Source organism: Aureispira anguillae, from assembly GCF_026000115.1.
In the GTDB taxonomy this organism is placed as follows: domain Bacteria; phylum Bacteroidota; class Bacteroidia; order Chitinophagales; family Saprospiraceae; genus Aureispira; species Aureispira anguillae.
Window position 1 is genome coordinate 1,526,815 of record NZ_AP026867.1, and the last position, 25,499, is coordinate 1,552,313.

Annotated in this window: 26 protein-coding genes; 17 read left to right on the plus strand and 9 right to left on the minus strand. The window is 31.9% G+C overall.

Annotation, left to right across the window (positions count from 1 at the left end):
- The first annotated feature begins 28 nt into the window (after positions 1–28).
- The 3 genes from AsAng_RS05655 to AsAng_RS05665 are packed head-to-tail and all read left to right on the plus strand — an operon-like array spanning position 29 to position 3,365.
- Positions 29–1,414, plus strand: coding sequence for a V-type ATP synthase subunit I domain-containing protein (locus tag AsAng_RS05655; RefSeq protein WP_264791823.1), 1,386 nt, complete (start codon positions 29–31; stop codon positions 1,412–1,414).
- A 4-nt stretch (positions 1,415–1,418) separates the two neighbouring features.
- Positions 1,419–2,810 carry a hypothetical protein gene (locus AsAng_RS05660; protein WP_264791824.1) on the plus strand — a complete coding sequence of 464 codons (1,392 nt, stop codon included), beginning with the start codon at positions 1,419–1,421 and terminating at the stop codon, positions 2,808–2,810.
- Between the two features lie 18 nt (positions 2,811–2,828).
- A complete protein-coding gene (locus AsAng_RS05665) occupies positions 2,829–3,365 on the plus strand; it encodes a GNAT family N-acetyltransferase (protein WP_264791825.1) in 537 nt (178 codons plus the stop codon).
- A 120-nt stretch (positions 3,366–3,485) separates the two neighbouring features.
- Here the strand turns inward: AsAng_RS05665 and AsAng_RS05670 are convergent, their stop codons facing one another.
- Positions 3,486–3,794, minus strand: a complete 309-nt coding sequence (locus AsAng_RS05670; RefSeq protein ID WP_264791826.1) for a cation transporter — start codon at positions 3,792–3,794, stop codon at positions 3,486–3,488.
- A 660-nt stretch (positions 3,795–4,454) separates the two neighbouring features.
- Between AsAng_RS05670 and AsAng_RS05675 the strand changes: the two genes are divergently transcribed.
- Genes AsAng_RS05675 through AsAng_RS05685 form a run of 3 tightly spaced genes read left to right on the plus strand, consistent with a single transcriptional unit; the run spans position 4,455 to position 5,967 of the window.
- Entirely contained in the window at positions 4,455–4,943 is a 489-nt protein-coding gene (locus tag AsAng_RS05675) for a hypothetical protein (RefSeq protein ID WP_264791827.1), read from the plus strand.
- Positions 4,940–5,356 carry a hypothetical protein gene (locus AsAng_RS05680; RefSeq protein ID WP_264791828.1) on the plus strand — a complete coding sequence of 139 codons (417 nt, stop codon included), beginning with the start codon at positions 4,940–4,942 and terminating at the stop codon, positions 5,354–5,356. Before AsAng_RS05675 ends, AsAng_RS05680 begins: the two co-directional genes overlap by 4 nt.
- A 53-nt stretch (positions 5,357–5,409) precedes the next feature.
- Positions 5,410–5,967 carry a hypothetical protein gene (locus tag AsAng_RS05685; protein ID WP_264791829.1) on the plus strand — a complete coding sequence of 186 codons (558 nt, stop codon included), beginning with the start codon at positions 5,410–5,412 and terminating at the stop codon, positions 5,965–5,967.
- A 12-nt stretch (positions 5,968–5,979) separates the two neighbouring features.
- Here the strand turns inward: AsAng_RS05685 and AsAng_RS05690 are convergent, their stop codons facing one another.
- Entirely contained in the window at positions 5,980–6,105 is a 126-nt protein-coding gene (locus AsAng_RS05690) for a hypothetical protein (protein ID WP_264791830.1), read from the minus strand.
- Positions 6,106–6,166: 61 nt separating this feature from the next.
- On the opposite strand from AsAng_RS05690, the gene AsAng_RS05695 reads away from it, so the two are divergent.
- Positions 6,167–6,310 carry a hypothetical protein gene (locus tag AsAng_RS05695; protein ID WP_264791831.1) on the plus strand — a complete coding sequence of 48 codons (144 nt, stop codon included), beginning with the start codon at positions 6,167–6,169 and terminating at the stop codon, positions 6,308–6,310.
- Positions 6,311–6,334: 24 nt separating this feature from the next.
- Here the strand turns inward: AsAng_RS05695 and AsAng_RS05700 are convergent, their stop codons facing one another.
- Positions 6,335–6,868, minus strand: coding sequence for a hypothetical protein (locus AsAng_RS05700; protein WP_264791832.1), 534 nt, complete (start codon positions 6,866–6,868; stop codon positions 6,335–6,337).
- Positions 6,869–7,108: 240 nt separating this feature from the next.
- Between AsAng_RS05700 and AsAng_RS05705 the strand changes: the two genes are divergently transcribed.
- The 3 genes from AsAng_RS05705 to AsAng_RS05715 all read left to right on the plus strand — a co-directional run bounded on the left by AsAng_RS05705 (position 7,109) and on the right by AsAng_RS05715 (position 10,634).
- The gene (locus AsAng_RS05705; protein WP_264791833.1) at positions 7,109–7,594 is read left to right on the plus strand and encodes an SRPBCC family protein; all 486 of its coding nucleotides are present in this window, start codon (positions 7,109–7,111) and stop codon (positions 7,592–7,594) included.
- A gap of 250 nt (positions 7,595–7,844) precedes the next feature.
- Entirely contained in the window at positions 7,845–8,762 is a 918-nt protein-coding gene (locus AsAng_RS05710) for a helix-turn-helix domain-containing protein (RefSeq protein ID WP_264791834.1), read from the plus strand.
- A gap of 372 nt (positions 8,763–9,134) precedes the next feature.
- Positions 9,135–10,634, plus strand: a complete 1,500-nt coding sequence (locus AsAng_RS05715) for an eCIS core domain-containing protein (RefSeq protein ID WP_264791835.1) — start codon at positions 9,135–9,137, stop codon at positions 10,632–10,634.
- Positions 10,635–10,739: 105 nt separating this feature from the next.
- Here the strand turns inward: AsAng_RS05715 and AsAng_RS05720 are convergent, their stop codons facing one another.
- On the minus strand, positions 10,740–10,988 hold the full coding sequence (locus AsAng_RS05720; protein ID WP_264791836.1) for a hypothetical protein: 249 nt from the start codon (positions 10,986–10,988) through the stop codon (positions 10,740–10,742).
- 94 nt (positions 10,989–11,082) lie between these two features.
- On the opposite strand from AsAng_RS05720, the gene AsAng_RS05725 reads away from it, so the two are divergent.
- The 5 genes from AsAng_RS05725 (at position 11,083) to AsAng_RS05745 (ending at position 18,401) form a co-directional block, all read left to right on the plus strand.
- Positions 11,083–11,697 carry a hypothetical protein gene (locus AsAng_RS05725; protein WP_264791837.1) on the plus strand — a complete coding sequence of 205 codons (615 nt, stop codon included), beginning with the start codon at positions 11,083–11,085 and terminating at the stop codon, positions 11,695–11,697.
- Positions 11,698–11,960: 263 nt separating this feature from the next.
- Positions 11,961–12,737 (plus strand): hypothetical protein, encoded by a 777-nt coding sequence (locus AsAng_RS05730; protein ID WP_264791838.1) that lies wholly within the window; start codon positions 11,961–11,963, stop codon positions 12,735–12,737.
- Between the two features lie 493 nt (positions 12,738–13,230).
- The gene (locus tag AsAng_RS05735; protein ID WP_264791839.1) at positions 13,231–13,719 is read left to right on the plus strand and encodes a hypothetical protein; all 489 of its coding nucleotides are present in this window, start codon (positions 13,231–13,233) and stop codon (positions 13,717–13,719) included.
- Between the two features lie 244 nt (positions 13,720–13,963).
- Positions 13,964–14,521 (plus strand): GNAT family N-acetyltransferase, encoded by a 558-nt coding sequence (locus tag AsAng_RS05740; RefSeq protein WP_264791840.1) that lies wholly within the window; start codon positions 13,964–13,966, stop codon positions 14,519–14,521.
- Between the two features lie 835 nt (positions 14,522–15,356).
- On the plus strand, positions 15,357–18,401 hold the full coding sequence (locus AsAng_RS05745; RefSeq protein WP_264791841.1) for a CHAT domain-containing protein: 3,045 nt from the start codon (positions 15,357–15,359) through the stop codon (positions 18,399–18,401).
- On the opposite strand, the gene AsAng_RS30015 is transcribed toward AsAng_RS05745, so the two are convergent.
- Entirely contained in the window at positions 18,372–18,689 is a 318-nt protein-coding gene (locus AsAng_RS30015) for a T9SS type A sorting domain-containing protein (RefSeq protein ID WP_407655326.1), read from the minus strand. The two genes, AsAng_RS05745 and AsAng_RS30015, sit on opposite strands and share 30 nt — an antisense overlap.
- Positions 18,690–18,751: 62 nt before the next feature.
- Positions 18,752–21,361 (minus strand): TonB-dependent receptor, encoded by a 2,610-nt coding sequence (locus AsAng_RS05750; protein WP_264791842.1) that lies wholly within the window; start codon positions 21,359–21,361, stop codon positions 18,752–18,754.
- A 352-nt stretch (positions 21,362–21,713) separates the two neighbouring features.
- Between AsAng_RS05750 and AsAng_RS05755 the strand changes: the two genes are divergently transcribed.
- Positions 21,714–21,860 (plus strand): hypothetical protein, encoded by a 147-nt coding sequence (locus AsAng_RS05755; RefSeq protein ID WP_264791843.1) that lies wholly within the window; start codon positions 21,714–21,716, stop codon positions 21,858–21,860.
- Positions 21,861–21,888: 28 nt separating this feature from the next.
- On the opposite strand, the gene AsAng_RS05760 is transcribed toward AsAng_RS05755, so the two are convergent.
- Positions 21,889–22,428, minus strand: a complete 540-nt coding sequence (locus tag AsAng_RS05760; protein ID WP_264791844.1) for a hypothetical protein — start codon at positions 22,426–22,428, stop codon at positions 21,889–21,891.
- A gap of 615 nt (positions 22,429–23,043) precedes the next feature.
- Between AsAng_RS05760 and AsAng_RS05765 the strand changes: the two genes are divergently transcribed.
- Positions 23,044–24,039: an FISUMP domain-containing protein gene (locus tag AsAng_RS05765; RefSeq protein WP_264791845.1), complete on the plus strand. Its 996-nt coding sequence runs from the start codon at positions 23,044–23,046 to the stop codon at positions 24,037–24,039.
- Between the two features lie 51 nt (positions 24,040–24,090).
- Here the strand turns inward: AsAng_RS05765 and AsAng_RS05770 are convergent, their stop codons facing one another.
- Positions 24,091–24,630: a hypothetical protein gene (locus AsAng_RS05770; protein ID WP_264791846.1), complete on the minus strand. Its 540-nt coding sequence runs from the start codon at positions 24,628–24,630 to the stop codon at positions 24,091–24,093.
- 56 nt (positions 24,631–24,686) lie between these two features.
- The gene (locus AsAng_RS05775; RefSeq protein ID WP_264791847.1) at positions 24,687–25,499 is read right to left on the minus strand and encodes a hypothetical protein; all 813 of its coding nucleotides are present in this window, start codon (positions 25,497–25,499) and stop codon (positions 24,687–24,689) included.

A 25,499-nucleotide genomic window follows, 5' to 3' on the forward strand; every position in this document is an offset into this window, starting at 1 on the left:
AATAGGTAAACACTTAAAATACAACGATATGTTAGCAAAATTAGGTAAACTGGATAAGGTCAAAAATCTGAACTATACCGATTATAGGTCTTTGATAAAAAAAGAAGTCAAGCAACGGTTAAGTACAGCACCAACGACAGGTGTTTTTCAGTATGTTTTGTTGGCGGGGAATTCCCTGCAATGGAAAGGTGATCTTGAAACAATGGAAGAACAGCCCATGTTGTACTTGCATGATAATAGTCAGCCTTTAATTCAAAGTATTAAAAAGGATGCTGCTTTTAATTTGAAGACTTATTCTTATGGAACTTGTAGGATGGTTCAAGTTGGCAATGATGTACAGGTCTATATATGTCCTGAAAAAGGCAAGTTAACACAACCTCAATTATTAAAGCCCATCCAGAAAGTTTTAAAAAAATTCAAGCCTAAACTGTTTTTGGAAATAGTGGATGATTTGTCTACAATAGAACCGTCTGTTATTGAGGATGGAGGCGGAATCGTTGAAGGCGAGGAAAATGGCATTCAGGCAATTGCTAAAAAAATTGGGTTAAGTTTAACCAAATACCATAAAGCTTTTCAGCAAGTCAATGAGCAAGCTAAAAATTTGGCAAAAGAGGACAAAAGTAGAAATAAAATACTCCTACAACGCAATAAGTTGCTTAAGCACATGAAGCATCTTTGCACGAGTTGGGCAGACGAGGTACAGCCTAATACAGCAGAACTATCTCTGGAAACCAATTGGGAAAAATTGTATGCTTATTGGTCAGCTTATTTTGCTAAACAGAAGACGACTAAAACAGAGAGGGGCGTCAATGAAAAAGAGCTTTATAAAAAGGCAGTTAAGGATGTAGAGCGTTTTTTTGAAGTTATGGATAAGGAAGATTTAGATATTAATGCAATAGAAAAAAATCTTAAACTTCTTGAGCAGCATTTGGAACAATGGAAAAAGATGGTGGACAAGCCCGTAGATTCCTTTGAGGAGGAGTTAAAAGCCTTTGAGCAAATTGTGTATAATATCAAAAATGAATTAAAAGAAGCAAGAAAGAAGCAAGAAGAAGGGGAGTCTTATGAAGCTGCTGCTGAAGCACTAGAGCTTTTTATGGAGGATATGAAAAAATATGATGTTACAAATCCTTCTAAGATAGAGAAAGATATTGCAATTTTAGAAAAGTGTTTAACTGGTTGGAAAACAGTCGTAAATACTAATGGGAAATCTTTTTATGCTGAAGACCTAAGTATTATGGAAACAGCAGTACAGAGAGTGAAAAAGGATTGGGAAGAGGCGCAACCCAAATTGGAGCGTTATGCGTTAGTTATCAAAGAATTAGATGTAGCTTTGGCTGCTAATGCTACAGAAGAGAAAATAATGGACTTGCTTAACCAAGCAGAAGCAATTGTTACTGCTAAAAAAATATAATACGATGAAAAAACTAGCAAATAATAAAATAACTTCAATCGGGATTACTAATGTTAAACAGAGAGTTGCAGGACGATTAGGAATTTGTCTTAGTAGATCAAGTTTTGGCAATAGTAAAGTTAATGGTTTTATCACTTCTTTAGGAGGGAGATATGGTGAGATAGAGGAAGATGTTTATGAAGAAGGCAGAAATTATTTTCAAAAAATGAAAGCAGATATAGAAGTAATGAAAGAGCGTATGGAAGAACAAGTATTCATAAGAGCGCAGATAGAACAGCAGCAACAGGAAGGACGTGTCAAACGCAAGTTAGAAAACCTACAAAAAGTAATGGATGATGAAACTTTTGAAATAATCAATGGCAAGCTACAAAATTTAGAACGTTTAGAAAAACTCGTAATGTTGCAAGATGCAAAAGAAGATCTTGAGGACATCGTCACAATGGCAATATCGGAAGTATCTAGTATAAAAAAGATAGTAGAGATTGAAGACCTTAGCATCTTAGAAGATGAACTGCCAGTAGAAAAAGAATTAGAGAAAGCACAGAAATATCTAGATAATATAAAAAAAAGAGCACAAAAAAAGATAGAACAGCAAGATAGAAAAGGGCAAAAAGATCATAAAGAAATACCTGCATTGGAAGGTAAAACAATTCATGATCATCAATTAGCCCTAGAAGGGAGTACTGAGGATAACGGTGATGGTAATGGTGGTGGCGAGAACCGTAGAGATTTGATAATAGCTGTGATAGGTTTAATAAGTACTATTCTTGCGATTTGTTCAGATGAAAAGTTAAAAAAAATCAATAAAAACTTAGAAGAGATACAAAAAGAATTAGAGAAGCTAGAAGAAAAATTGAAAGGCTGTAATGGTAATATTGACAAAATAATTGAAGAGTTAGAGGCTTTGGAAAAGAAAGGTTTTTGGGACAAACTTTTTAATAAACTAAAATCTATTGTGGGGTTAGAGATTAGCTATGCTACACACATGGATGTTTTAAAAACGAAGTTAACCCTTTTGAAAAAAGAAAAGAAGGGCATCATACAGGAAATAAAAGAAAACAAAGCCCAGAAGGCTCACACCGAAATACCAAAAGAGTTTTGGGAGAGTTTGAAGTTATTTACCAATTGTGTTTCATATGGCACTGGAGTTTATGGATTAGTTACTAGTGTAAATAAGCTATGGGTTAGTATTGATTTTATGTCTTCTATTTTAAACTTTATTGAAGAAGAAGAATATAAGGATAAAGCTAGCAAACTTAATTCAGTATTAACTTTTGCATCTTCAATTAAAACGTTACGTGCAAACCGAGAGAGTAAAAAATTATCTGATCTTATTGACTATTGTACAGCTGGAGTAAATGGGGTGTATACGATATATGATAATTTGGAGGAGTAATATAAATGTAGTGATTTTATGAGAATTTACCTCCAACCAGCCCAACGACAACATGTTAGCCAATGGTTAGCCTTAGTTAACCAAGATCGAATTTGGTTAGGGCGTTGGATGCCCTACCTTAATGAAATACAAACAGAAGCGGATGCTAAGGTATATGTAGAAAAAAATGCTCGCCTAGGTTTTTACCTAGGCGAGCAAATCTATGAAATATGGCAAGGAGAAAAGCTAGTTGGGTTACTTAGCCTTCACAATGGGCAATTTACAGATCGTACGGTAGAAATTGCTTATTGGTTGGGTAGGGCTTATACGGGGCAAAGTCTGGCAGCGGCAGCTTGTCAATTAATTTTCTCTAAGGTATTTGCTACTACTGCCATTGAAACCATCTATATCCGATGTGAAGCTCATAACTACGCTAGTCAAGCAATAGCGCTTAAGTTAGGGCTGTTGCTGGAAGGGACGAAGGCTGGTATTCTTACTTATGTTTTAACGAAAGACAACTGGATGGGAACAGGTTATGATGAGGATGACTTATTTTATTTTTTAGAAGAGGTATGATTGCAGAAGGGGTAATTTAAAATAGAACGCCTTGAATTAAGATGTTCCATTATCTAAGGAACCAATAAAACCTAAGTCACGCTCGAAAAATAGGGGTGACTTAGGCTCTTTTTACTACTTTTATTTGCAGGGTAGTTGAGGAATTAAATTTGCCACTTTTCCTTCAAGTGCTTCAGGATTAGTTAGGTCAGGAGTATAAACAATTGACACTTCTTTTGTGTGTAAATTAAGAATAGATTGTTGGACTCCTTTTACCTCTTTTAACCCTCCTTCGATAATATTTTGGCATTTGTAACAACGTGCTTTAGGGACAGCAACAACAAGAACAGAATCGGCAGCTCCTTTTACTAAAACTCTCTCTTCTTTGGGAATTCGGTTACAAGAAGTAATGGCTAAAAATATAGCGACTACAATTATTATTGTTTTCATTTATAGATTAATTATTTTCGTTCTTTGACAACTCGTGTGGAAATTTTAATTAATGGTCTTAATTATGCCGTTTGGGTATTAGATTTTAGAAATTAGGTGCTGTGTTAACAACAACGTGGTCCATGCTCTAATATCACCAAATAGAATAATATCATCTTACCGTATAATTAGTTATGAGCCAGCATAGCTGGGTTCGGGTTGTCAAAGAACCATTATTTTTAATTATGGTGTGTGCTTTAAAGTTAACTCAAGGCATTAAAATTGAAAGCAAAATGCTTATTTATTAGCGAGTCGCCGTCAAATATATTAAAAAAAACACGAGTGTTCAACCATTACTCCGCTGGAAAATCGTATCAATCTGATAATTAGCAAAATAGGCTTTTAATAGTCAAAGTGTTAAAAGGTTGATTATCAAATTGATAAAAATGGTTTTTATGTTTTTTACTTCGTGAGCGCTATGCTTTAGTTGTTAAAAAACTAAAAAATTAGCGGAGTATTATTCAACATAATGAGCTAATAGATTGCCCTGTATAGGCTGCATAGTGATACCAAGAGAGGTTCTTCCTTCCAAAAAATGCGTCTAAAATTACGCTTTTGCTAAAAAAGAAGATAAATTCATATTTATTGATATTTTTCCTTTCGCAGTAAACGTCCATTTTTATGAAAAAAAAGATTACAAGAACAACGGGTTACAAATTAAGTATAGAAGTAGAACAACAAGCCTTAGAGGCCTTTAATTTCTTTTGTGACTTAGATAACCATGTACATTTACATCCCTTGTTAACCAAAGTAACCGAAGTGGATTCGTTTTATAATGATAAAGGAAAGGAAGTTACGGTATTTGAAATTGAGGAACGTGTAAAAATCTTAGGTCTTATCTCTATGCCTAATAAATATATCGCACATAGAATTTTACAAAAAGAACAAAATACCTGCGTTTTTGAGGTAAAGAGCTTTCCTAACATTTGTTTGTCCTCTTCTTATACCTTTTTAGAGAACGGAGGCAATAAGACAGAGATCCAAGAACATGTAAAGATACAAGCCCCTTTAGGTCTGTCTAATTTTGTAACTAAAACAGCCAAAAATGCGCATCATACTTTATTAGAGCAATTGAAAGAGTACTTAGAACAAGAAACCATTGAAGTATGAAAAATCAACCTTTTTCCTATCGACAGTCTTGTTTTGCGATGGCTATTTTTGGATGCATGGCTTTTATATTGGGTGTGATAACCATCTTGTATCCTAGCTATTTGGTGAATACCCTAAATTTGTCAGCAAGTGATACGAATGCATTGAGATTGGCGCTTACGCTAAGTGGGATAGCTTCAACTAATATGGGAGCGTACTATATATACATGGCTTATTATGAAGTAATACCTTTTTTTAAGATTACAGTAGTCTTTAGGATGTTGATTACAGTCCCCGTAATACTATACTGGTCTATTGTTTATGGGCAAGATTCTTTTCTTCTAATTGCTTTATGGGAAGGGGTAGGAGCCCTTTGGGTATTGATTGCCCTGAAATATGATAGCAATTACTTAAAAAGGATAGAAGAAATTTGATACTGAAGGTGAATATTATTGTTAAGCTTTAAGGGGGTAAAAATTAAAAAAATATGGTTCTTGATGATGAGCAGGACAAGCTATCGTTAACTAAAGATGATGAGATCTTATGGCAAGCTTCCCCTAAAGTGGAATCAAATGTAATTTGGGATAACGATTCCTCTTACACTTCTTACTGTAGATTTGTATTGATGATTGGAATGGTAGGTTTACTCTACTTAGGCAAGGAGAAGGGGCTAGAATTAATTTTAGTATGGAGCATAGTTTTATTAATGTTGCTCTCTTTGCCTTTTTATATGTTATCTAAGTATCAGACCTCAACAAGGTTTTATATTTTAAAAGATGGAGTGTTTATTTGTTATCTAAATGCATATTTGAGAAAGAAAGTGGCATTCATTCCGTTTGAAAAAATTAGAAAAGCTACCTTTCTTGCTTATTCTTCAGAAAATGAAAAATATGGTAGGGTTGATCTTCAATTAGAAGCGTCTGTAGCGTTTAATTATTATGAATACCAGACTCGAACGTATAGGGATTATCTGTCGTTCTATAATATAGATGAAATTGAAAAAGTTCACCAAATAATATATCTTAATTTGATTAAAAATGAGTGAGTTGGGATACTATTATTCAATGCTATCAAAATTCAAGATAGACGTGATTCTCAATTTTAGAGCCAATTCAGCTGAATTATTGACTTCTTCGCTTGTTGAATTGAATAAGTTATTGGCACAGTTAAGTACAGCACTCATTTTGGTATTTTGATAAAAAAGAGATAGGTTTAATGTATTAACTCATTATAAAAAATTACTCATGAACGATCTCAAAGGGGGCTTTGCCTTGGATGCTTTAATATTTTTGATGGTATTTGGTCCTTTTATACTTCTTGCCCTATTAATTGCTTTTGTGGTTTTTATGTTTGTTAGTATAAAAAAGTCCGAAGAAGAAAAGAGCTGATTGTGGTTCCATTCGGTGAATTACTTAATCTATACTACTACCCATTCTAGCCTTATAGGCAATTAACTCTTTAGTATTAAGCCAATAGATCAAAAAGATATTGGTAATAATCTCTAGTATTGATAGCAAAGAAATACAAACTATTTTGTCTGGATAGATGTTATAAATCCTTGCTATAGGGGTGAGAAAATCAAACAACCATGGCTCCCCCCATACAGATGGGAGACAAAGGGTTGGAGCAAGAATACACACCATATAAAAGAAGTACAATTTGCTAGATATATTTGGATTTTCACCATAAAGAAATGTATTCATAAGAATAGTAGAGAGCATACCATAAAAAAATCCAAAAGAACTAGCCCAAATAAATCTAGAAATAGATTCAATTTTTATATGAGGAAGACAATAGACTGAAAGTTTAAACAATACTCCACACAATAGTACTACGACTAATAAACTGATGAACCTATAGAATAGTAGTCGTAAAAGGATCTTCCTCTTTAATTTTCTTAATTCGGGATACCCTTCTTTTTTTAAGTTATCTAAAATATCAGGCATATATTTGCTAATTTTTTACAATAAAAGGAAACATATTTTGTATAAGAGCAAAGAGGAGATAATCCTTTTTACATAATTAATTTAAAATAAGTTTTTCCTATTAGAACGTTTTAATTCTTTTCGATTTAAACCAAAGACACAGCACGTAAAAAAGTATACAAATACTGGCAAATAGAACACAACCGCTCGTATAATAATTTCTAATTTTGTTGCTTTCAATTATGAAACAAAACGCAGGAAATGAAAAAAACAATAAAGGTTGAAAAGATAAAATTATCTCACCGAAAAATCTATACAGACATTATAATAAATTCACCCGCAAAACAAGTATGGGAGGTCTTAAAAGATACCAAATCTTACAAAAACTGGGCTGTATTTTTAGTAGATATTGAAGGAGAATTAACCAATGGAAATAAAATTTTAGCTAAATTTCAACTAAATCCAACGAAAGAGAAATACAATAGGATAGAACACACTATTCAAGTGGAGGAAGGTAAAGGATTTTATTGGTCAGAGGAAGGTCCTATGGGGATTTATGATAATCACCATTTTAGAGTTGAAGCAATGGATAATAAGACGTCGAGATTTATTCAAAGTGATGAATTAACCAGAGGTGCTACTTGGCTTTTTGGGGGGTATTTGTCAAAAATTTATGCAAAAGGTTACCAAGCATTTAATAAACAATTAAAAATAGAAGCTGAACGTAGGTTTGCAAACTATAAATAAGTGCAGAATATGAAATAAAGTACTGTTTAAGGTTCATGCACCAAGCCGCTCGTTCGTTTCACTCATGCTTATGATCGTTGTGCTCATTGTTCACTTCGCTTATGAGCCAGCATAGCTGGGTTGGTCTTATAGTTTGTTCTGTATACTAATACTCCGTTAATTAGCTCGTTACACTCGTGAGCCAGCATAGCTGGGTTCGGGTTTTCAACGGAGTAATGGTACACAGAAAGTTTGTAGAAATAGTTAAAATATGAAAAATAATATCGTTTGTATAAATAGCATAGCTGAAGTGCATCAATTTCTAGGGCTTGAAAAGCCCAAACATCCTTTAATTTCTGTATTTATTTTTGATACCAATAAACAAAATATAGCAGTAGATAATTTTCAATATACATTGGGATTATATCAAATCAGTTTAAAGGGAAATTGTCCATTTACGATTAGTAAGTATGGCAGAAATTCTTATGACTTTCAAGAATGTTCTTTAATTTTCACGGCTCCCAACCAACTTTTAGAGTTCAGCAAAGGTTATCAAACAGAAGATGACAATTGTTGGACGTTGATTTTTCATCCTGATTTAATCAGAAAATCAGAACTAGGGAAAAGAATAGATAATTATTCCTTTTTCTCTTATGGGGCAAATGAAGCCTTACACCTATCAAATGACGAAAGAAAAACAGTTACAGAAATAGCTAAGAAAATAGAACAAGAATACATCAACAATATAGATGCACATAGTCAAACCTTAATAATTTCTAATTTGGAATTGTTACTCAATTATTGTGTGCGGTTTTACGATCGTCAATTTTATACTAGAACTAATTTAAATCAAGATCTTATCCAAGATTTTGAACAATTATTAAGCACTTATTTCAAAGAAGAAAAACAATTAGATTTAGGCATTCCATCTGTTCAATATTGTGCTAAAGCAATGAATGTATCCCCAAGATACTTAAGTGATTTACTTCGTAAAGAAACGGGTAAAAGTACACAAGAGCATATTCATTATTATATTATTGAAAAAGCTAAAAACATGTTGTTGAACTCTAAAGAGAGTGCTAGCGAAATTGCCTATGCTTTAGGTTTTGAATACCCTCAATATTTTAGCAAAATATTCAAAAAGAAAACAACTATGAGTCCAAAAGAGTATAGACAAAGTTTGAACTAAAAAAAGCAAGTGCGAACTAATTAATACCCCCTAGCGCTCACAACAGATGGATGCCCTTTCTGCATTGGTCTATATGGCTAAAAAATTACTAAAATATCAAGAATTGTTTCTTGTTATTGTAACGACTGCTGAATTTGCCAAATCTACCTATTTCTAGGTAGCTGTACATATACCGTTTTTAGGGGATATAAAATGCCAGGACTCTTCTTATGTTTGTTTCAGATTCATTTTAAAACGAATGGGTGTTAAAATAATATATTTCTAACCTGTCCACCATTTGTCCACCCCTCTTTTTTGTATTTGAAATTTATTTGTAAGACATTGTAGTTGTGGCTGTTGTATGTCTCTTATTTCTAATAAAAATCGTTGGCTATGTACTCTCATCTTAATAAAAACGAAGAAAATAAACATAAATCTATATCAAGTGATCCAGTTCAAAAACAAGGTGAAAATGATTATACTGATTTTGTAGATAACAGTCCTGAGGCAAAACAGGCTGCTCAATTGCAAGCAATGGCAGATGATAGCCCAGAGGCAAAACAAGCTGCTCAACTACAAGCAATGGCAGATAATAGCCCAGAAGCAAAAGAAGCTGCTCGATTACAGACAATGGCTGATAAGAATTCTGAAGCAGAGCAACCAATAGCTCCAAATAAGCCCAATAATACAGGTTTACCCGATGATCTTAAAACAGGGATTGAGAATCTATCAGGTTATTCTATGGATGATGTAAAGGTGCATTATAACTCTGATAAGCCTGCTCAGTTAGGGGCACATGCTTATGCGCAAGGAACGGATATTTATTTGGCATCTGGGCAAGAAAAGCATTTGCCTCATGAGGCTTGGCATGTGGTGCAGCAGATGCAGGGAAGGGTGAAGCCTACTGTTACTACAGAAAATGGTGTTGGTGTTAATGATGATGGTGGGTTGGAAAAGGAAGCGGATGTTATGGGGGGGCAAGCAAATTTTAAAGGTTTAGATATAAAAAAAGATCAAAATATAAAGCCGATTAAAAAATCTAATATTCAGAGGGGTAAAAGCTTGGCGATACAAAGACGAATAATTGTTGGGAACACTAATAATGATTTTTTTACTAAATATCTTGGAAGTGGAGATCAAGGTGATGTCTACGAAACTAATAACGGACATGTAGCAAAAACTGGAATAAAAGCGAGTCTAGAAGCTGAACTAACCTTTACAAAAAAAGCAAGAAATGGATTCATTGAAGAGAATCAACATGTTCCAATAATAGAGCAAATTGGTGTTTTTGAACTAAAACAAAATGAAGTTGATATTGATATTGATAATGAAATATTAAGAGCAGGACAAGATTCTGAGGCAGCTCCGAGGGAGCTTACACCATATTGTCTACTTATGGAAAAATTGTCTCCCTTAGAAGAAGTAAAAACCAGACAAAATCGAATAACCGATCGTACAAGTGAAATAGATGAAATAATCAAATATGAAGTCGATATATGCATTGAAATAATGAAAATGCGAGAACAAATTATTAAAAAAGGGAGAGTGATTCATAATGATCTAGCTCATAAGAATGTTGGTAAAAGGGATGGAAAACTTGTTGCATTAGACTTTGGAGCGGCAAAAGACCTCCCGATTGATATAGATACATTAGAATATGATCAAGACGTGAAAGATAGCTGGGATAAGACAGTTTCAAGAGTAAAGAAGCTATGTGGTTATAAATCTTGGAAGGATAGGATAAGTTTCCCCAACGAACAGACATTAAAGGGACTTGTTGAAGAACGTGCATCAAAAGGAAAAGAATGGGATTTTGTTAAGGTAGAGCTTATAAAGGTTCTTAATAATGGAATAGACAATTTAATTGAAAAGGACAGAACAATTAATGAATAAATTCTTGGATGGGCATTTAATGTTTAATATAAAAGATATGTGTGCTTGGGGATCAGTTTATACCTTGTTTCAAATAAAATAAAATAAAAACATAATTTTTATACTTTACTCTAAACTATTGATCACCCTACGAGCAGCATAAAAATCCACCCCTAAGAGCTGAGATATCTTGGCATAATTAGGCTGGTGGATGAGCTGGACAAAACCACGTCTATAATATCCCATATACCAATAAGCATTTTGACGATTGTAAACATCGGCTTGAGAAGGCGAAGCACTGCGCCCCTCAATGGATCTAAAGTTACTTTTGTGTCGGGTGGTGGCTGTATATTTTTTTCGTATAGTTTGCACCATACCATATATGCTGCCATATAACATGAAAAATAAAAATGGAACTTATTTTTAATTAGATTTGTTTTCCAAACTTACACTATTAAAAATATTCATTGTGAGAAACAAAACTATTTTAGTTGAAACTGAATCTTGGAATTTATGGTGGGGAATTTATGGCTTATCTAAAAAAAGTGGATGGGAAGATATTTTTCTATCGTTAGAAAATGGGAAAAGAATAGCAGCGGTTTGTCTTCTTACAAAGGAAATGCTAAAAAGTTCAATAGCAGACCTACTTGAGTATCCTGAAGACAAAGATTACGTTGAAGCCATCCAAAAACACCTCTCTGAAGATAAGTGCCATTATTGGTATTACTATTCTGAAAAAGAAAGTGAAGATTTTTGTGAAGTTTCATTTGATGCTCCTAAAAATGAATTTGGGGTTAAACCCTGTACTATAGAAATCTGGCTCCCATGTGATGGACTTGACATAGAAAGTATTTCTTTAGGAGTTAAAAAATTTGCTAAAGATTTTCTAAAACTTAAAGACTGCGATGTAAAAATTACAACAACTGAAACTGTCGAAAGTGCATTAAAATCTTATACAGAAAGTGAAAAAGATATTAAGTTAGAAAATATAGTTTTTGGAGAAAACGTAGTTAAAAGTCTTTCCAAATCTTGGGGGATATCAGAAGAGAAAACACTCGAAAGATTATACAAGTCTGTAAAGTGAAAACGGATTGCTAATTATTGTACCTTCCAGTTAGTTATGTTTTTTTTAGTTTAGTAAGTCAATATAGGGTAAAAGAACCTACCTTACACCAAAATACAAGCGGCATAAGAGGGCTTTAAAAACAAAGCAGGATTGGTAACAAAATCAACGCCTAAGAGCTGAGACATCTTAGCATAATTGCACTGGTGGGTGAGCAGGACAAAACTACGCCCATTGTGTGCAATTGAGAAGCAAGCAATTAATCAAACTTAAAATTCTTAGAAATGGACTCTATGTTACGAATTGTTCTTCCTCCCTTAATTCTAGGAATTATCTTTATCGTTTTTCAAAAATTATTTCCGAGTAAAAAATCAAAACACACGACTGCTAAATCATTAGAAGAACTTACTAAGGAGTATCGTAAATATGACTCTATTTTCCTTATTCTATTTTTTTGTTTAACAATACCTTTTGGGATTGCGTATGGTTTCCTTTTTCAAAAAATTGGACAAATTTTAAATGAACCAATGATTGAAAATGGAGGAATTTTAATTCAACCTTCCTTTCTAGCTTGGATGATTGCGGGTTTTCTTGCAGGAATGATAACTTTTGGATTAGTTGGTACGCCGATTTCAAAAGCTATTTTAAAAGATCGAGAGAGTGAATATCTTGCTTATAATGATTTAAAATATAACTATGACACGGAAAAGGTTACCAATATAGCTGCTGCTTTTTTAACACTTTTTGCTCTTCTGATTGTTGCCTCTATATTTGATAACTTTTCATATTTTGGAAAAGAAAAACTAAAACTAAATGGTATTTTTGGATTTGGTACAAGTCATTATAAATATGAAGAAATCGAAAAGGTAAAATCAATTAAATTATTACGAAACGATGTATATACTGAATCTAATTGGATAGATATTACTTTTAAAGATGGCTATAAATGGCATTCCGTCGATGATGGTTATAACGATTATGAAAAAGACCTTCAAATCGTAAAATTGGTCATTAAAAAAACTGGACTAAATCTGGAATATGAGGAAAGAGAAAGGGATTAAAAATTGTCTACAACAATTAGTGATCTAAGGAATAGACTGAACAACCAAATGAGCATTATCCTGTATACGAATAGGCATTTATTGGTTTTAAAGTAAATGTTTGTGATATTTAGAGCAGCTTGATTTGTTCTGTTGTAAATAGAATTACACAGGTATTTTTAAGTATCTTTATTAATATTAAAATAGCTCTTTGACTTTTTTCTCTTTATACGATTGAAACTTTGAATTGTGTAATTCTTGCCTGCCTGTTTATATTCTACTAAACCATTTTCAGTAATAAATTAGATGAATAAATACAATGATATATATATAATTTTTATCATAAGCTTTATTTTTTTTATAAAAAGTGTTAATGTGTTAAATCGTAGTAATATATGATATGTATACACATTGTGTATATTCACTGTTATCGGTAATTAATAACAAAGATTTACTTCAGATTTAATAATATTTATTTTCTATATTCAAACTGTTCAAGCATTTATTTAAAAAAATGGAAACTACTGTATCTTATAAAAAATGGCAATTTAAAGTAGATATTACTCGAACGAAAGAAATCTATAGTAACCCAGCTCTAAAGGGAAGTTCTGAAGTATGTAAGTGCAATCCATGTAAGAATTTTGTCCTAAATAGAAATCAAATTTATCCAAGAGAGTTTATAAAATTGTTAAACGACCTTGGGATTGATAAAAATAAAGAATCTGAAATATATCACATGTGTAAACTAGAAGATGGCTTTCATCTTTATGGTGGGTGGTTTCATTTTAAAGGTGAAATTATAGAAGGAGAAGATTGCAAAATTGAATATAAAAATGGTGGTGGAAGTTTTAAATCTTTTGAAATAAATGAAAATTTTAGAGTTTCGTTTTTTAAAGATGCTGCCCTTAATTACTTTGATAAAGGGGAATCTGATAGTTTAATTCAGGTTGAATTCATTGCATATTCTAAATGGGTAATAGACAGAAATTTAGAACCTGAATAAAAACGTACCGATAACAGTGTGTATAATCCATGCTAAGAACTTTATGATGCCTACGATTCGGCTTGCTTCACATCCGCAAAATCACAGATTTTGCTAGTGCACAAAACAAAAATTACTAGCAAAATCTGTGATTTTGCTCTAGGGGTGAGGCTACATTTTGTATCTTGATTTCTCCGCACAGTATTATATACAAACGTTACCGCCAATTGGGAAATAAATGCTCATTACCATAAAAAAACTGAAAATGAAGTTTACTTATGAATTTATTGAATCAGAAAAATTCTTTGTTTTTTTTAAAAAAAATAGAAGCAAAATTTTTAGTGATGACTTTGACTTTGATATAGATAGGATATTAACGAATGAAGAAAAAGAGAAAAGGAATAATCATAAAAGAATATTTTCAAAAGGTCATAGCTATTATTTAGTAGCTAAGAAAAATGATGAAATTATTGGTTGGTCATTTGGAGTGCAAAAAAGTGCCGAAGACTACTATATGGTAAATTCAGCAGTATTTCCTAATTATAGAAATAAAGGAATTTACACAATGATGCTCAATAAATCGGTTGAATTGATAAGTAAACAAGGATTTCAAAGAATTTATAGTTTACATAAAATGTCAAACAATCCAATATTGATACCAAAGCTGAAGTATGGATTTATAATTACAGGCTTCGAGATAAACGATGTATTTGGAAGTTTAGTTGAATTGAGTTATTACACTAATCCTACTAGAAGAGAATTATTGGAGATAAGAATAGGAAGGAAGAAAATAGATAGCGATAAAATGGGTTTGATAAAATAAATGTAATAGTAGAGTGATAGAGAATAAAATATTGAGTATCCTATTTGAAAATTGGGATAGTGGATTAATTATTCATTTTCTATAGATGAACTTAAACTCCTCCATTCGGAAAAAATACCTTAATACAATTTCAAGCGAACAATTCAAAAGCTACTTAAAACTTCTCCTGATAAACAGCTGTGGAGATTAGCAAAGTTCGATAAAATCAACACTTCAAAATAAAAACAGAATAATAAATCAAAAATACTAAGCAATAGCATGAGCAATCAAATTAGCATAACCCTCTATTCTTTGTGCCTGATCTAAGCCATTAACAACTCTACGAGCAGTATAAAAATCCACCTTAGAACTGAGACATCTTGACATAGTTTCGCTGGTGGGTGAGCTGGACAAAACTACGCCCATTGTGCACAATTGAGAAGCAAGAAATTAATCAAACCTAAAATTCTTAGAAATGGATTCGATGTTACAAATTATTCTGCCTCTCTTAATTCTAGGAACTATTTTACGCCTTTTATCCTTTAGAAAATGAAATTATAGATTTGCTAAATATACCTTAGAATTGAAAAGCGTTATATAACCTAAAGTTTGGCTATAGCCTAATCCTTTTGTGGTACAATAACTGTGTTAAAAAAAATTATCTAAATGGTTTAATTTTTTTATAAAAACAATGTGTAGTAAGAGTTATATTATTACTTTAGATGTAAAATAGCATTTATTAGTTATGGATCTTATCTATATCTACAATGTATATTTAGATCAATCAGCCCCTTTTTCTTAAAGATGTTAATCCAACCCTCAGGATAACTTTTATTGAAAATAATACAACTTTGCTATGCAATATGTACATCCCCTATTTATTATTCTTATCTTTTTTTCTTCAATTGTTGCACAGAATAAACCTAAAAAACTACCGAAGTTATCATTTTCTGAAATTGATAGTTTGATGCATCTAGAATATAACAACCATTCTTATGATAAAGCTATAGCCTATTTAGAAATAGGTAGAATAAAAGCGAAAAAACAGTTTGGTGAATTAGATTCTATTTTTGCAAGTTATACAGCTAATCTAGGCTTACTTAACTCCATAATAGGAAAACAAAAAGAGGCTGAAAAACTTCTTATTCAAGCGAAAAATATCCAAAAAGAAATTTTGGGTAGTCAGCACCTTAGTTTTGCGACGAGCCTTAATAGTTTAGCAATTCTGTATAAGGAAATGGGAGAATATGAAAAAGCTGAAAAGCTATTTATAAAAACTAAAAATATTATACAAAAAAGCCTTGGTGATAAAGACCTAAAGTTTGCAATTACTTTGAGTAACCTAGCCGATTTGTATTTGAATATGGGAAAATATGAAGAAGCGGAAGAGCTTTTACTTCATGCTAAACATATTACAAGCGAAGCTTTTGGAGAAAAAAATATTAATTCAATAACGACGCTCAATAATTTAGCTGCGCTATACCGATTTATGGAAGAATATGAGAAGGCAGAAGTTCTTTTTATGCAAATAGGGAGTATTATAAGAGCTTCTTATGGTGAAGAACATATTGCTTTAGCGACGAACCTTAACAATTTAGCTGCTTTGTACCAGTCTATGGGAAAATCAAGTAAAGTAGAAAAGTTGCTTATTCAAACAAAAGAAATTATAGCTAAGACTTTAGGGGAAAAACACCCTAAATTTGCAATCACAGTTAATAATTTAGCAGATTTGTATTTTAAACTTGGTAAATATAAAAAGGCAGAAGCTCTTTTTTTGCAAGCAGGGAAGATTATAGAAAAAAATTTAGGAAGAGAACACCCTAGCTTAGCAAGTACACTTTGTAACTTAGCTGCTTTGTATGAAAGAATTGGAGCATATAATAAGTCAGAAAAGCTTCTCTTTGAGGCAAAGGATATTCGACTTAAGACATTAGGAACAGAACACCCTGATTATGCGATTGTTCTCAATAATATAGGAAGATTGTATGAAAAAATGAATAGGTTAGAAGAGGCTTTTCTTTTTTGTAAAAGGAGTATAGCGGCTAATTCTATTCAAGTTGATACCCATTTTATAGATTGGTCGAATCTTGATAGTTTTATATATTATTCTAACGAATACATTAATACTTCTATTAATACAACTCTATCTGTATTAGAAAAACAGTATAGGCAAACGGGGGACAAGTCTAAAATAGAGCTTTATTATGAAATTACAAGAACTGCTTTGAGGTTTAATGATAAGATTCGCAACAATTTTAGTGGTAATGGAACTAAATTAAGAACCTTATCAAAAAATACTGAGCTGATAAAAGATGGTTTGAGGATCGGAAGTTTATTAAATAGACCAATTCAAGATCTCTTTCAATTTGCAGAATATAACAAATCTGTATTCCTACTAGATGCGATAAAAAGTACTCATTTATACCAATTAGGAAATTTACCCGATTCATTATTTTATAAAGAGAAGAATATACGAAAAAAGCAAGCGACTCTTGAAGCTAATCTATTGGAGAATCAATCTAAAAATGAGAAAGATAGTCTGTTGGGACTTTTAATTTTAGCAAATGAAGAAATAGATTTATTTAATAAGAAGCTTCGAAAAGAGTACCCCAAATATACTACTATGAAGTATGAACAAAAAAGAATATCAATAGCGGAAATTCAATCGGAATTAGATGAGAGGAGCGCTTTGATTGAGTATGTTATAGGGGACTCAATCGTTTATGTCTTTTACATAGATAAATATAAAGTAAGACTTAAACTGCTCTCTATAGATATTAATGAACTAAACATGAAAATTAAAAACTTACGTGGGATATTGAATGATTATAACTTCATTGTTAATGTAAGGGATATATCCTATGAGAGATATGTTAGAAATGCACATTGGTTTTATAAAGAGTTACTTGCTCCAGTTTTAACAAGTACTACCACTATAGAGAATCTAGTGATTATAACAGATGGAGAATTGGGACATATACCTTTTGAAACATTTTTAGTAGAGGCTGCCCCTCAATTTCAGGCTAATTATAAGGTATTACATTATTTATTGAATGATTATAATATTAGTTATAGCTATTCTGCAAGTTTATGGAGAGACAATAATAGAGTTAATTCTCAAAAAAACAATGGTAAATTATTGGCAATGGCTGCGAGCTACAATCCTGAAGAGGACAGTATAAAAATGAACTGGCGTTTGCCCGCTCATAAACGTTTAAGGTCTAGGCTCACAGAACTTCCAGCAGCTAGAGCAGAAGTAAAAATATTGACAGATAAGTTTGATGGATTTTTTGGTTTAGATTCATTAGCGTCAGAGAAAGTATTTAAAAATAAAGCAAGTGAATATGCTATATTACATTTAAGTATGCATGGCTTATTAGATCATAAAAATCAAATGTTATCTAGTCTAGCATTTTCAGAGGATGGAGATAGTTTGGAAAATAATTTTTTGCATGCATATGAAATTTCGAAAATGGATTTGAATGCAGATTTAGTTGTGCTTTCTGCCTGTGAGACAGGATTTGGAAAATTTGAACAAGGGAATGGAATAACTTCACTTGCTCAGAATTTTGCTTATGCAGGTGTACCTTCTTTGGTTGCTTCTCTTTGGCAGGTTAACGATTATGCTACATCTGTAATCATGGAATATTTATATCAGAACTTAGCGAATGGAATGGAAAAAAGTCAAGCTCTTCGAGAAGCAAAGTTGAAATACATAAGAGAGGCAGAAGGGGAACTTGCTCACCCAGCTTTTTGGTCTCCTTTTATCCAAATCGGAAATACATTACCTATTCATTTAGCGTTAAAGAAATCATTTTCAAGTAAGTTTTGGGGAATAACGGGTGTAATTTTAATATTACTTATGGGAATATTAATGAAGTATAAAAAATCTTTTAGTTAGGCTCGTACTCTTCCCTTCTGGTTCTAATTTTAATGAATACAGATAAACGCCATTGGGAATATTTGAACAATTTATTTCCTTTTTGTAAAAACCAGCTTGTTGCGCATCAATAGAAATGATTTTTAACGTTTCACCTATAAAATTATAGATAGTTATTACCACACTAGCACTTCTTTCTAGTCTATGTTGGATAATTGCATTTGACGTTACAGGGTTAGGATATAACTCTACCTTTGGGGAAGCAAAGGGAGTGTGGGGGCGAGTAGGGAGACAATTAGTACTAAACAGAGGGCACTATAAACGTTGGGAGTTTTGAACGTCTAAATATAAATTGATTTTAGCAAAGAAATTTAAGTATCTAATTTTATTGTTACTCCTCCAATAAAGCGAATGGGATCTTGGGGAGAGGTTTTGAAAGAGATAGAGGAACCCTTTGTTAAATGATAATATTTACTATTTAATAGGTTATTAACTTTGAAAAAGAGATCTAGCTTTATCTTTTTTTTCTTTAAGAGACGATAACGGAGAGATAAGTTCCAAATTGCATAAGATGGACTACCTATTTGCCAATAATTTCCTTGAGCATCCGTTTGAACATTACTATAACTAATCGATCTATAGATAATACTATTATTGACTGTTAAGGAATGTAACCAGAATAATAAATTAGCTTTAATAGTGTGTTTTGCTGTAAATGGAAGGTATTGATTTTTCTTAGTCAAACCATCAGCATAAGTGTAACTACTATTAATTTTAAACCCTATATTGTCTTTACGTCCCCATGAAACTTTATAGTCAATTCGAAGAGTAGCGCCATAGGCTATTATTGGTTCTGTGCTATTAACCGTTTTTTCTGTAGCAACAACGGGGATGCCCTTGAATTTAGGTGAGTTGAAATTGGTTTCCGTTTTTATTGTGTTTTTAATAAAGTTAAAATAACCATTCGTTGCAATTGAGAAATTCCCTTTGGAAAATTTGGTTGATAATTCTGTACTATGAACTTTTTCGGGTAATAATTCTTCGTTCGGAATTCTCCATATGTCACCTTCAATATGAGTATATTTTCCAGCACTATTAGCTACAGGGAAAAAGGTTCCAAAGTGATTATATTTCTGTTGTGGAGGAGGTTGTAAATACCCCTCTCCATAAAATAGTTTAATGTTGAAAGAATTAAAAGGCTTATAAACAAGACCTACTCGGGGATTAAAACTATAATAATGGTGCACTCTTTCGGGTGTCGAATATCTGCTATAATCCCAAAATTTATCAAAGCGTCCGCCTAATGTAATTAATAATTTATCTTTAATTCTTGCATGGTATTCTACGAACCCAGATAGTATAACCCTTCTGATGTAATAAAAATTTTGATAAATTTTTAGGCTGTTGCCATCTTCGTCTATATGATTAGTGCCTAGATAATAGATATTTTCTTCCGCAGGGATGATCTTTTCTAGAGGAATTACTACGTTATGTTTTTGGGGCAGATCACTAGTTTTGGGTAATGCCATAGAATGTTGTAGCGTAAGACCACCTATTAGTGTATGATACTTATTAAATTTGTAGTTTAGTGTTTCTGTTAACCTTATTCCCATGTCAGAACTAAGCTGATATGCATTTTGATAATTGGAATAGGCATCGACAAACTTGCTATTAGGAGTCACAAACATAAAAGATGTATTCAATAATGTTTTTAATGACCATTTTTTAGAAACTACAGGGCTATATGTATGCTCTATGTTTACATTAGTTAGTGATGTTCCGTGTTTAGATTCTCTCCAATAAGGAGAAAATTCAGGGAAAGCACTAACAGAACTGGAGTGTTGTTCTTGATTATGAAGTATTGCTAGACTCAATTTTTTGTATTGCAGTCTTCCTTCAAAGAAATAGCTAAATCTACTCATATCAAATGGCTTGATAGGCAATGTTCTAGTTTGATTTATAGATTTAGATGGACTAGAGCGGATTAGCCCATTCTTTAAATAATTATTGTTATACCACTCAAAATCATTAGGATATAATTTATTTAGATTAGCGCCATCCGAATAATAGAAACCTCCTGACATCGAAAAATTAATCTTATCATTTCCTTTCCCTATATAAAAACCATTATTAGTAGTGTTATATAAGCCATAGCTGTTGGTTATAGATAGATTTTCATCTTCATTTCCTTTTTTAGTAATGATGTTGACAACTCCCATGTAAGCATCTGCTCCATATAATGCTGAGGCTGGACCCAATATTACTTCTACTCGTTTAGCATATTGAATATTATAATTTTCAAGAATGGCATATTCTGCACCAACCATACTATTGTACCGAACCCCATTAACTAGAATTAATAGTTTTTCATTTCCATAGATTCCTCGAGAGGAAATAGAATTATAATACTCGCTATACCTATCTTGAATTTCAAATTCTGGAATATCTAAGAGTAATTCATTTAATCCGATATATCCTCTATCTTCAATCTCTTTGGATGTAATGATATATGCTGTTACTAATGCATCATTTATAGCTTCTTTAGTGCCAGAACCTGTTTCTATTTTTATCGATCCTTTGGCTTCTAGTGAGGCGTAGGTATACATATCTATAATATCAGCTGCTGAACCCCTTTCAAGTTTTAAGTATGCTAGTTTTGTGTGATCTTCTTTGATTTGGATTCCAACCATTCTTGTTGTTTTATATCCAAAGGCAGTGCACTCTATATTGTAGAGTCCAGGTTTTACATCTTCAAAAATAAATTCTCCTACGTTCCCAGAAAATGATGTTTTTATTACTTTCCTATTGTAAAAAGAAATAAGTTTAATTTTAGCTCCTCTGATAGTAGCACTAGATTTGCTATTTATAATAATCCCTCGAATATTTCCAGGGAGCTCTGTGAGTGAAAAACAAATTTGTGGGAATAAAAAAAACATAAAAAAGTGATAAATCCTCATACTAGAATGATTCTTAGGTTTCATATAAAACTATATAAGTAGCCTTAGCTGCTTAATAGCTTTAATTGGTGATTATAAATTATTAGGTATACTATTGTTATTTATTATATAGATCAAATTGGGAATCTTGAACCTTAGAGAAAGGTTCCTAATAAATATTATCTAAAAGGGAGAGGGGCGCCCAATATAATTATTATTAAGAATTAGACAAAATAAAAATTAAATAAATTGCTTTTTGTTTAATTTTTTTACTTAAACTTTTTATTTAAAATATTTTTTACTTCAAAAAACGAAAAGGGAGTATAAACACTTCCATGGATTTTAGTTAGATATAGAAATAAGTTTTGTACATTAACTCATTATAAAAAAAATACTCATGAACGATCTCAAAGGAGGCTTTGCCTTGGATGCTTTAATATTTTTGATGGTATTTGGTCCTTTTATACTCCTTGCCTTATTAATTGCTTTTGTAATTTATATGCTTGTTAGTATAAAAAAGTCCGAAGAAGAAGAGAAGGATTGATTGTAGCCTTATTTAGCACTTGCTACTACTAAAGACCAAGCATCTCGTTGCTCTTCCTTTTTTTACAGGTAATAAACTCATTACTATTAAGCCAATAAATCAAAAAGAGATTAGTTGTGATCTCTAATATTGATACTAAAGAAATACAAACTATTTTATCAGGATATATGTTATAAACTCTTGCTATAGGGGCTAAAAAATCAAACAACCATGGTTCCCCCCATATAGATAGAGGGCAAAGGGGGGGAGTAAGGAGACAGACCCCATAAAAGAAGTTTAATTTCTTAGGTACGCTCGGGCTTTCCCCATAAAGAAATATATTCATTGAAATAACTATAAACATGCCATAGAATATTTCCAAAAGGCTAGCCCAAATAAACCTAGAAATAGATTCCATTTTTATATGAGGAAGGCAATAAACTGAAAGTTTAAATAATAGTCCACACAACAGTATTAAAGCTAATAAACCAATGAACCTATAGAATAGTAGTCGTAAAAAGATCTTCCTCTTTAGTTTTCTTAATTTGGGAGACGCTTCTTTTTTTAGGTTATCTAAAATATCAGGCATATATGTTTGGGGTAATTTTTTATAAAGCAAGAGGTACAGTACATTTTACCTAGCTAATTTAAGATAATATTTATAACAGTACCTTCTGTGTAATCAATTGGTTTTAGATAAAGTTAGAGCATGTCTTTAGCATTGAAAAGAATTCAGATTACGGGGGGCGAATTTAATGGCGTATTTTTTTGACTTTCTTTGATGACATAAAAAAAGCTGCTCAAAAATGAACAGCTTCTTTTAATATTTAGATGGAGAGCAGGTTTTAAAATGCTTTCTCATTTGGATCAATATTTTGTCAAAAATAGGCACCACCACTTTTATTTCAAGAACATTGCCTTGGAGTTGCTTTTTCATACGTTACTTTTTTAGAATAAAAAAATATATCTGTAAAAGTATTGTATGGAGTTGGGATTGGAAAGTTTTGGTGCTGAGTGAGGTGTATTTTGTGGCGTATATTTGGAGGTTAATAATCTTTAAGGATTAATAGGTCTGTAAAGTATTGGTATTGTTTTAATATTGATTTTTTATACATGTAAAAAGTATACTTTTTACAAAAAAACGTCATAGTAATTCTTAATTTTGTTGTGAAAAATATTATTGTTTATAACAAAAATAATACTCATGAAAAATAATCTATTGATTCTATTTATTTTTACTTTTTTTACTGCCTTATTGGTTGGATGTGGGAAAGACGAGAATACTACAAGTTCAAAGTCAAAACTAGAACCTCATACATTGTTCATTGTATCAGGAAATAATCAAACAGATACAATTTCTAAAGAATTAAGTCTACCATTAAAAGTACAAGTACAAGATTCTCTAGGAGGAGCTTATGAAGGTCATAAAGTCACTTTTACTATTGGAAGTGGGGGGGGAATTTTGGATTCGGTAGTAAATGGAAGCCCAAATACTCTTATAAGAGTAATAACTGACGAAAATGGTTTTGCAGAAGTGATTTGGACATTAGGAGAGACTGTAGGGAACCAAAGCGTATCAGTAAATTCTGATGTGCCAAATGGTTCTCCCTTAGTATTTACAGCAGAAGCCTTAAATAATTGTACGACTTTTATAGATCCAAGGGATGGGGAAGAATATTGTCAAATTACAATAGGTAACCAAACATGGATGGCGGAAAATCTGCGTTATAATGTTCATGGATCTATTTTAAATCCAGATAATCCATCTGTAATTTATGGAAGATTATATCCTTGGGGAACAGCATTAACTGCTTGTCCAAATGGTTGGCATCTGCCTTCAGATGCAGAATGGAGTACTCTAGAAGTAGCCTTGGGCATGAATATAGGTAGTTCTACTCTCCAAGGATATAGAGGAACTCATGCCCCTGTCATGATGGCTAAAAATTGGTCAGGTAATGCACTTTTTATATCAGATAATGACAGAAAGAATTCTTCAGGTTTTAATGCTTATCCAGCAGGAATTCATTATGGGACAACTTTTTCGCATCGTACTATTATGGCAATGTTTTGGACTTCAAATCAAGGGGCAGCTTCTAAAGCAATGGTTCGTTCAATAAATCCTGACGACGATAGAGGGGTACAACGTAATGTTAACATTGACCAGACATGGAGAATTTCTTGTCGTTGTGTTAAAGATTAAAGAAAAAGATACAAAGCCAATGTATGATTGATTGGCTTTGTATCTTTTTCTTTATTGATTTAACAACTCTTTTTTCTTATTTTTAAATTCTTCTTCAGTTATTAAATCTAGATCTTTTAATTTCTGAAGCACTTTTAATTTAGTTTTATTTATTTCTCTAGGAGTAAGAAAATTGCCTTTGTATTTGGGAAGTTCTTCCCGATTGTCTATAACTGTTGAAGAGTTATTTTTTAAAGGTTTAGTACTAGTGTTGTTCTTAGATGTATTATTTGATGATTTATTATAAGATAAATTACTACCAAGGGAAGCTGGTACATTACAATCACAACCTATTTTATCAACAATTTCCCTGATCATTGTTGCTCGTTTCTTTGCTTCTATTCCTTTGGGAAAACCAACACAATTAGAGTAACAGGTATACAGAGCTAATGTAGCACATTGAGAAGTACATTGAACATCTACTCCAGATGTAGCTTTATTTTTGTATTTAATCACAATAGCTTCTTTTTGACAGCCACAGTCTTCTTGAGCACAGAGATTATTTAATGTAAACAATAAAAAAAATATAAGTGTTGAAGTATAAGTATTCATTGGTTTTGATTTATTATTCTTTAGTTTAATAGCTTTTAGTAATCGAAATTTTTCGATTACAATTTCTCTAAAAGTTCTAGTTTTTTCTTTTTATAGGTTTCTTCTGTAATCTTGCCTTGTTCTCTATCTTGTTTGAGAGCTTTCATCTGTGCTATAATTCCGTCTTTATTTTCTTTTGTAGAAGGACATTTTTCTACTAAATAACTATCTATATAGTTTTTGTAATTGTTTAATATTGTAATCTGATTTAATGATTTTTGTAACTTATCCTGATAGTTAGCTTTATATACATCGAACTGTATAAATTGCTCTTCTAATTCTTTTCTCAATTTATTCCAGTCGTTTATATTAGATAAATTATCTTTTAAATTAAAAAAGAAGGATACACCTTGACCTACCTGTCCCATTTCTGATAAAAGATTCTTAAATATTTCATATTCAAAATTATCAGCAATTAAAATAGAAAGATTCGATTTCCCTTTAGTTAGGCTCCCTAAAAAAGATGTTTTAGAAAAATTAACTTTTTTTCCTGAAAACTTTTTTGCTAGATTAATGACTTTGCCTTGTGGGCTAGCGAAGCTCATGAGATCACTAAAAGCATCACATGTAAGTTTAATAGTTTGGATTAAACCTGCCGTATTACTTGACGCCCATGCACTTTCCTCTGTAAGTTCTTTTCTTAGTTTAGAAATTAAATTTATAGCCTCTTGATTTAGGTTGTATTTTTTTATTAGACCGTCATAATTTTGTAGCAGGTCTTGATCTCTGTAACTGGTTAATTCTCCACAGTTTATTTCTTGTGCAAATAAAATAAGAGGAGAATAAAAAAACAATAAACTGGATAAAAGTATTCGTTTAATTTTTTGCAT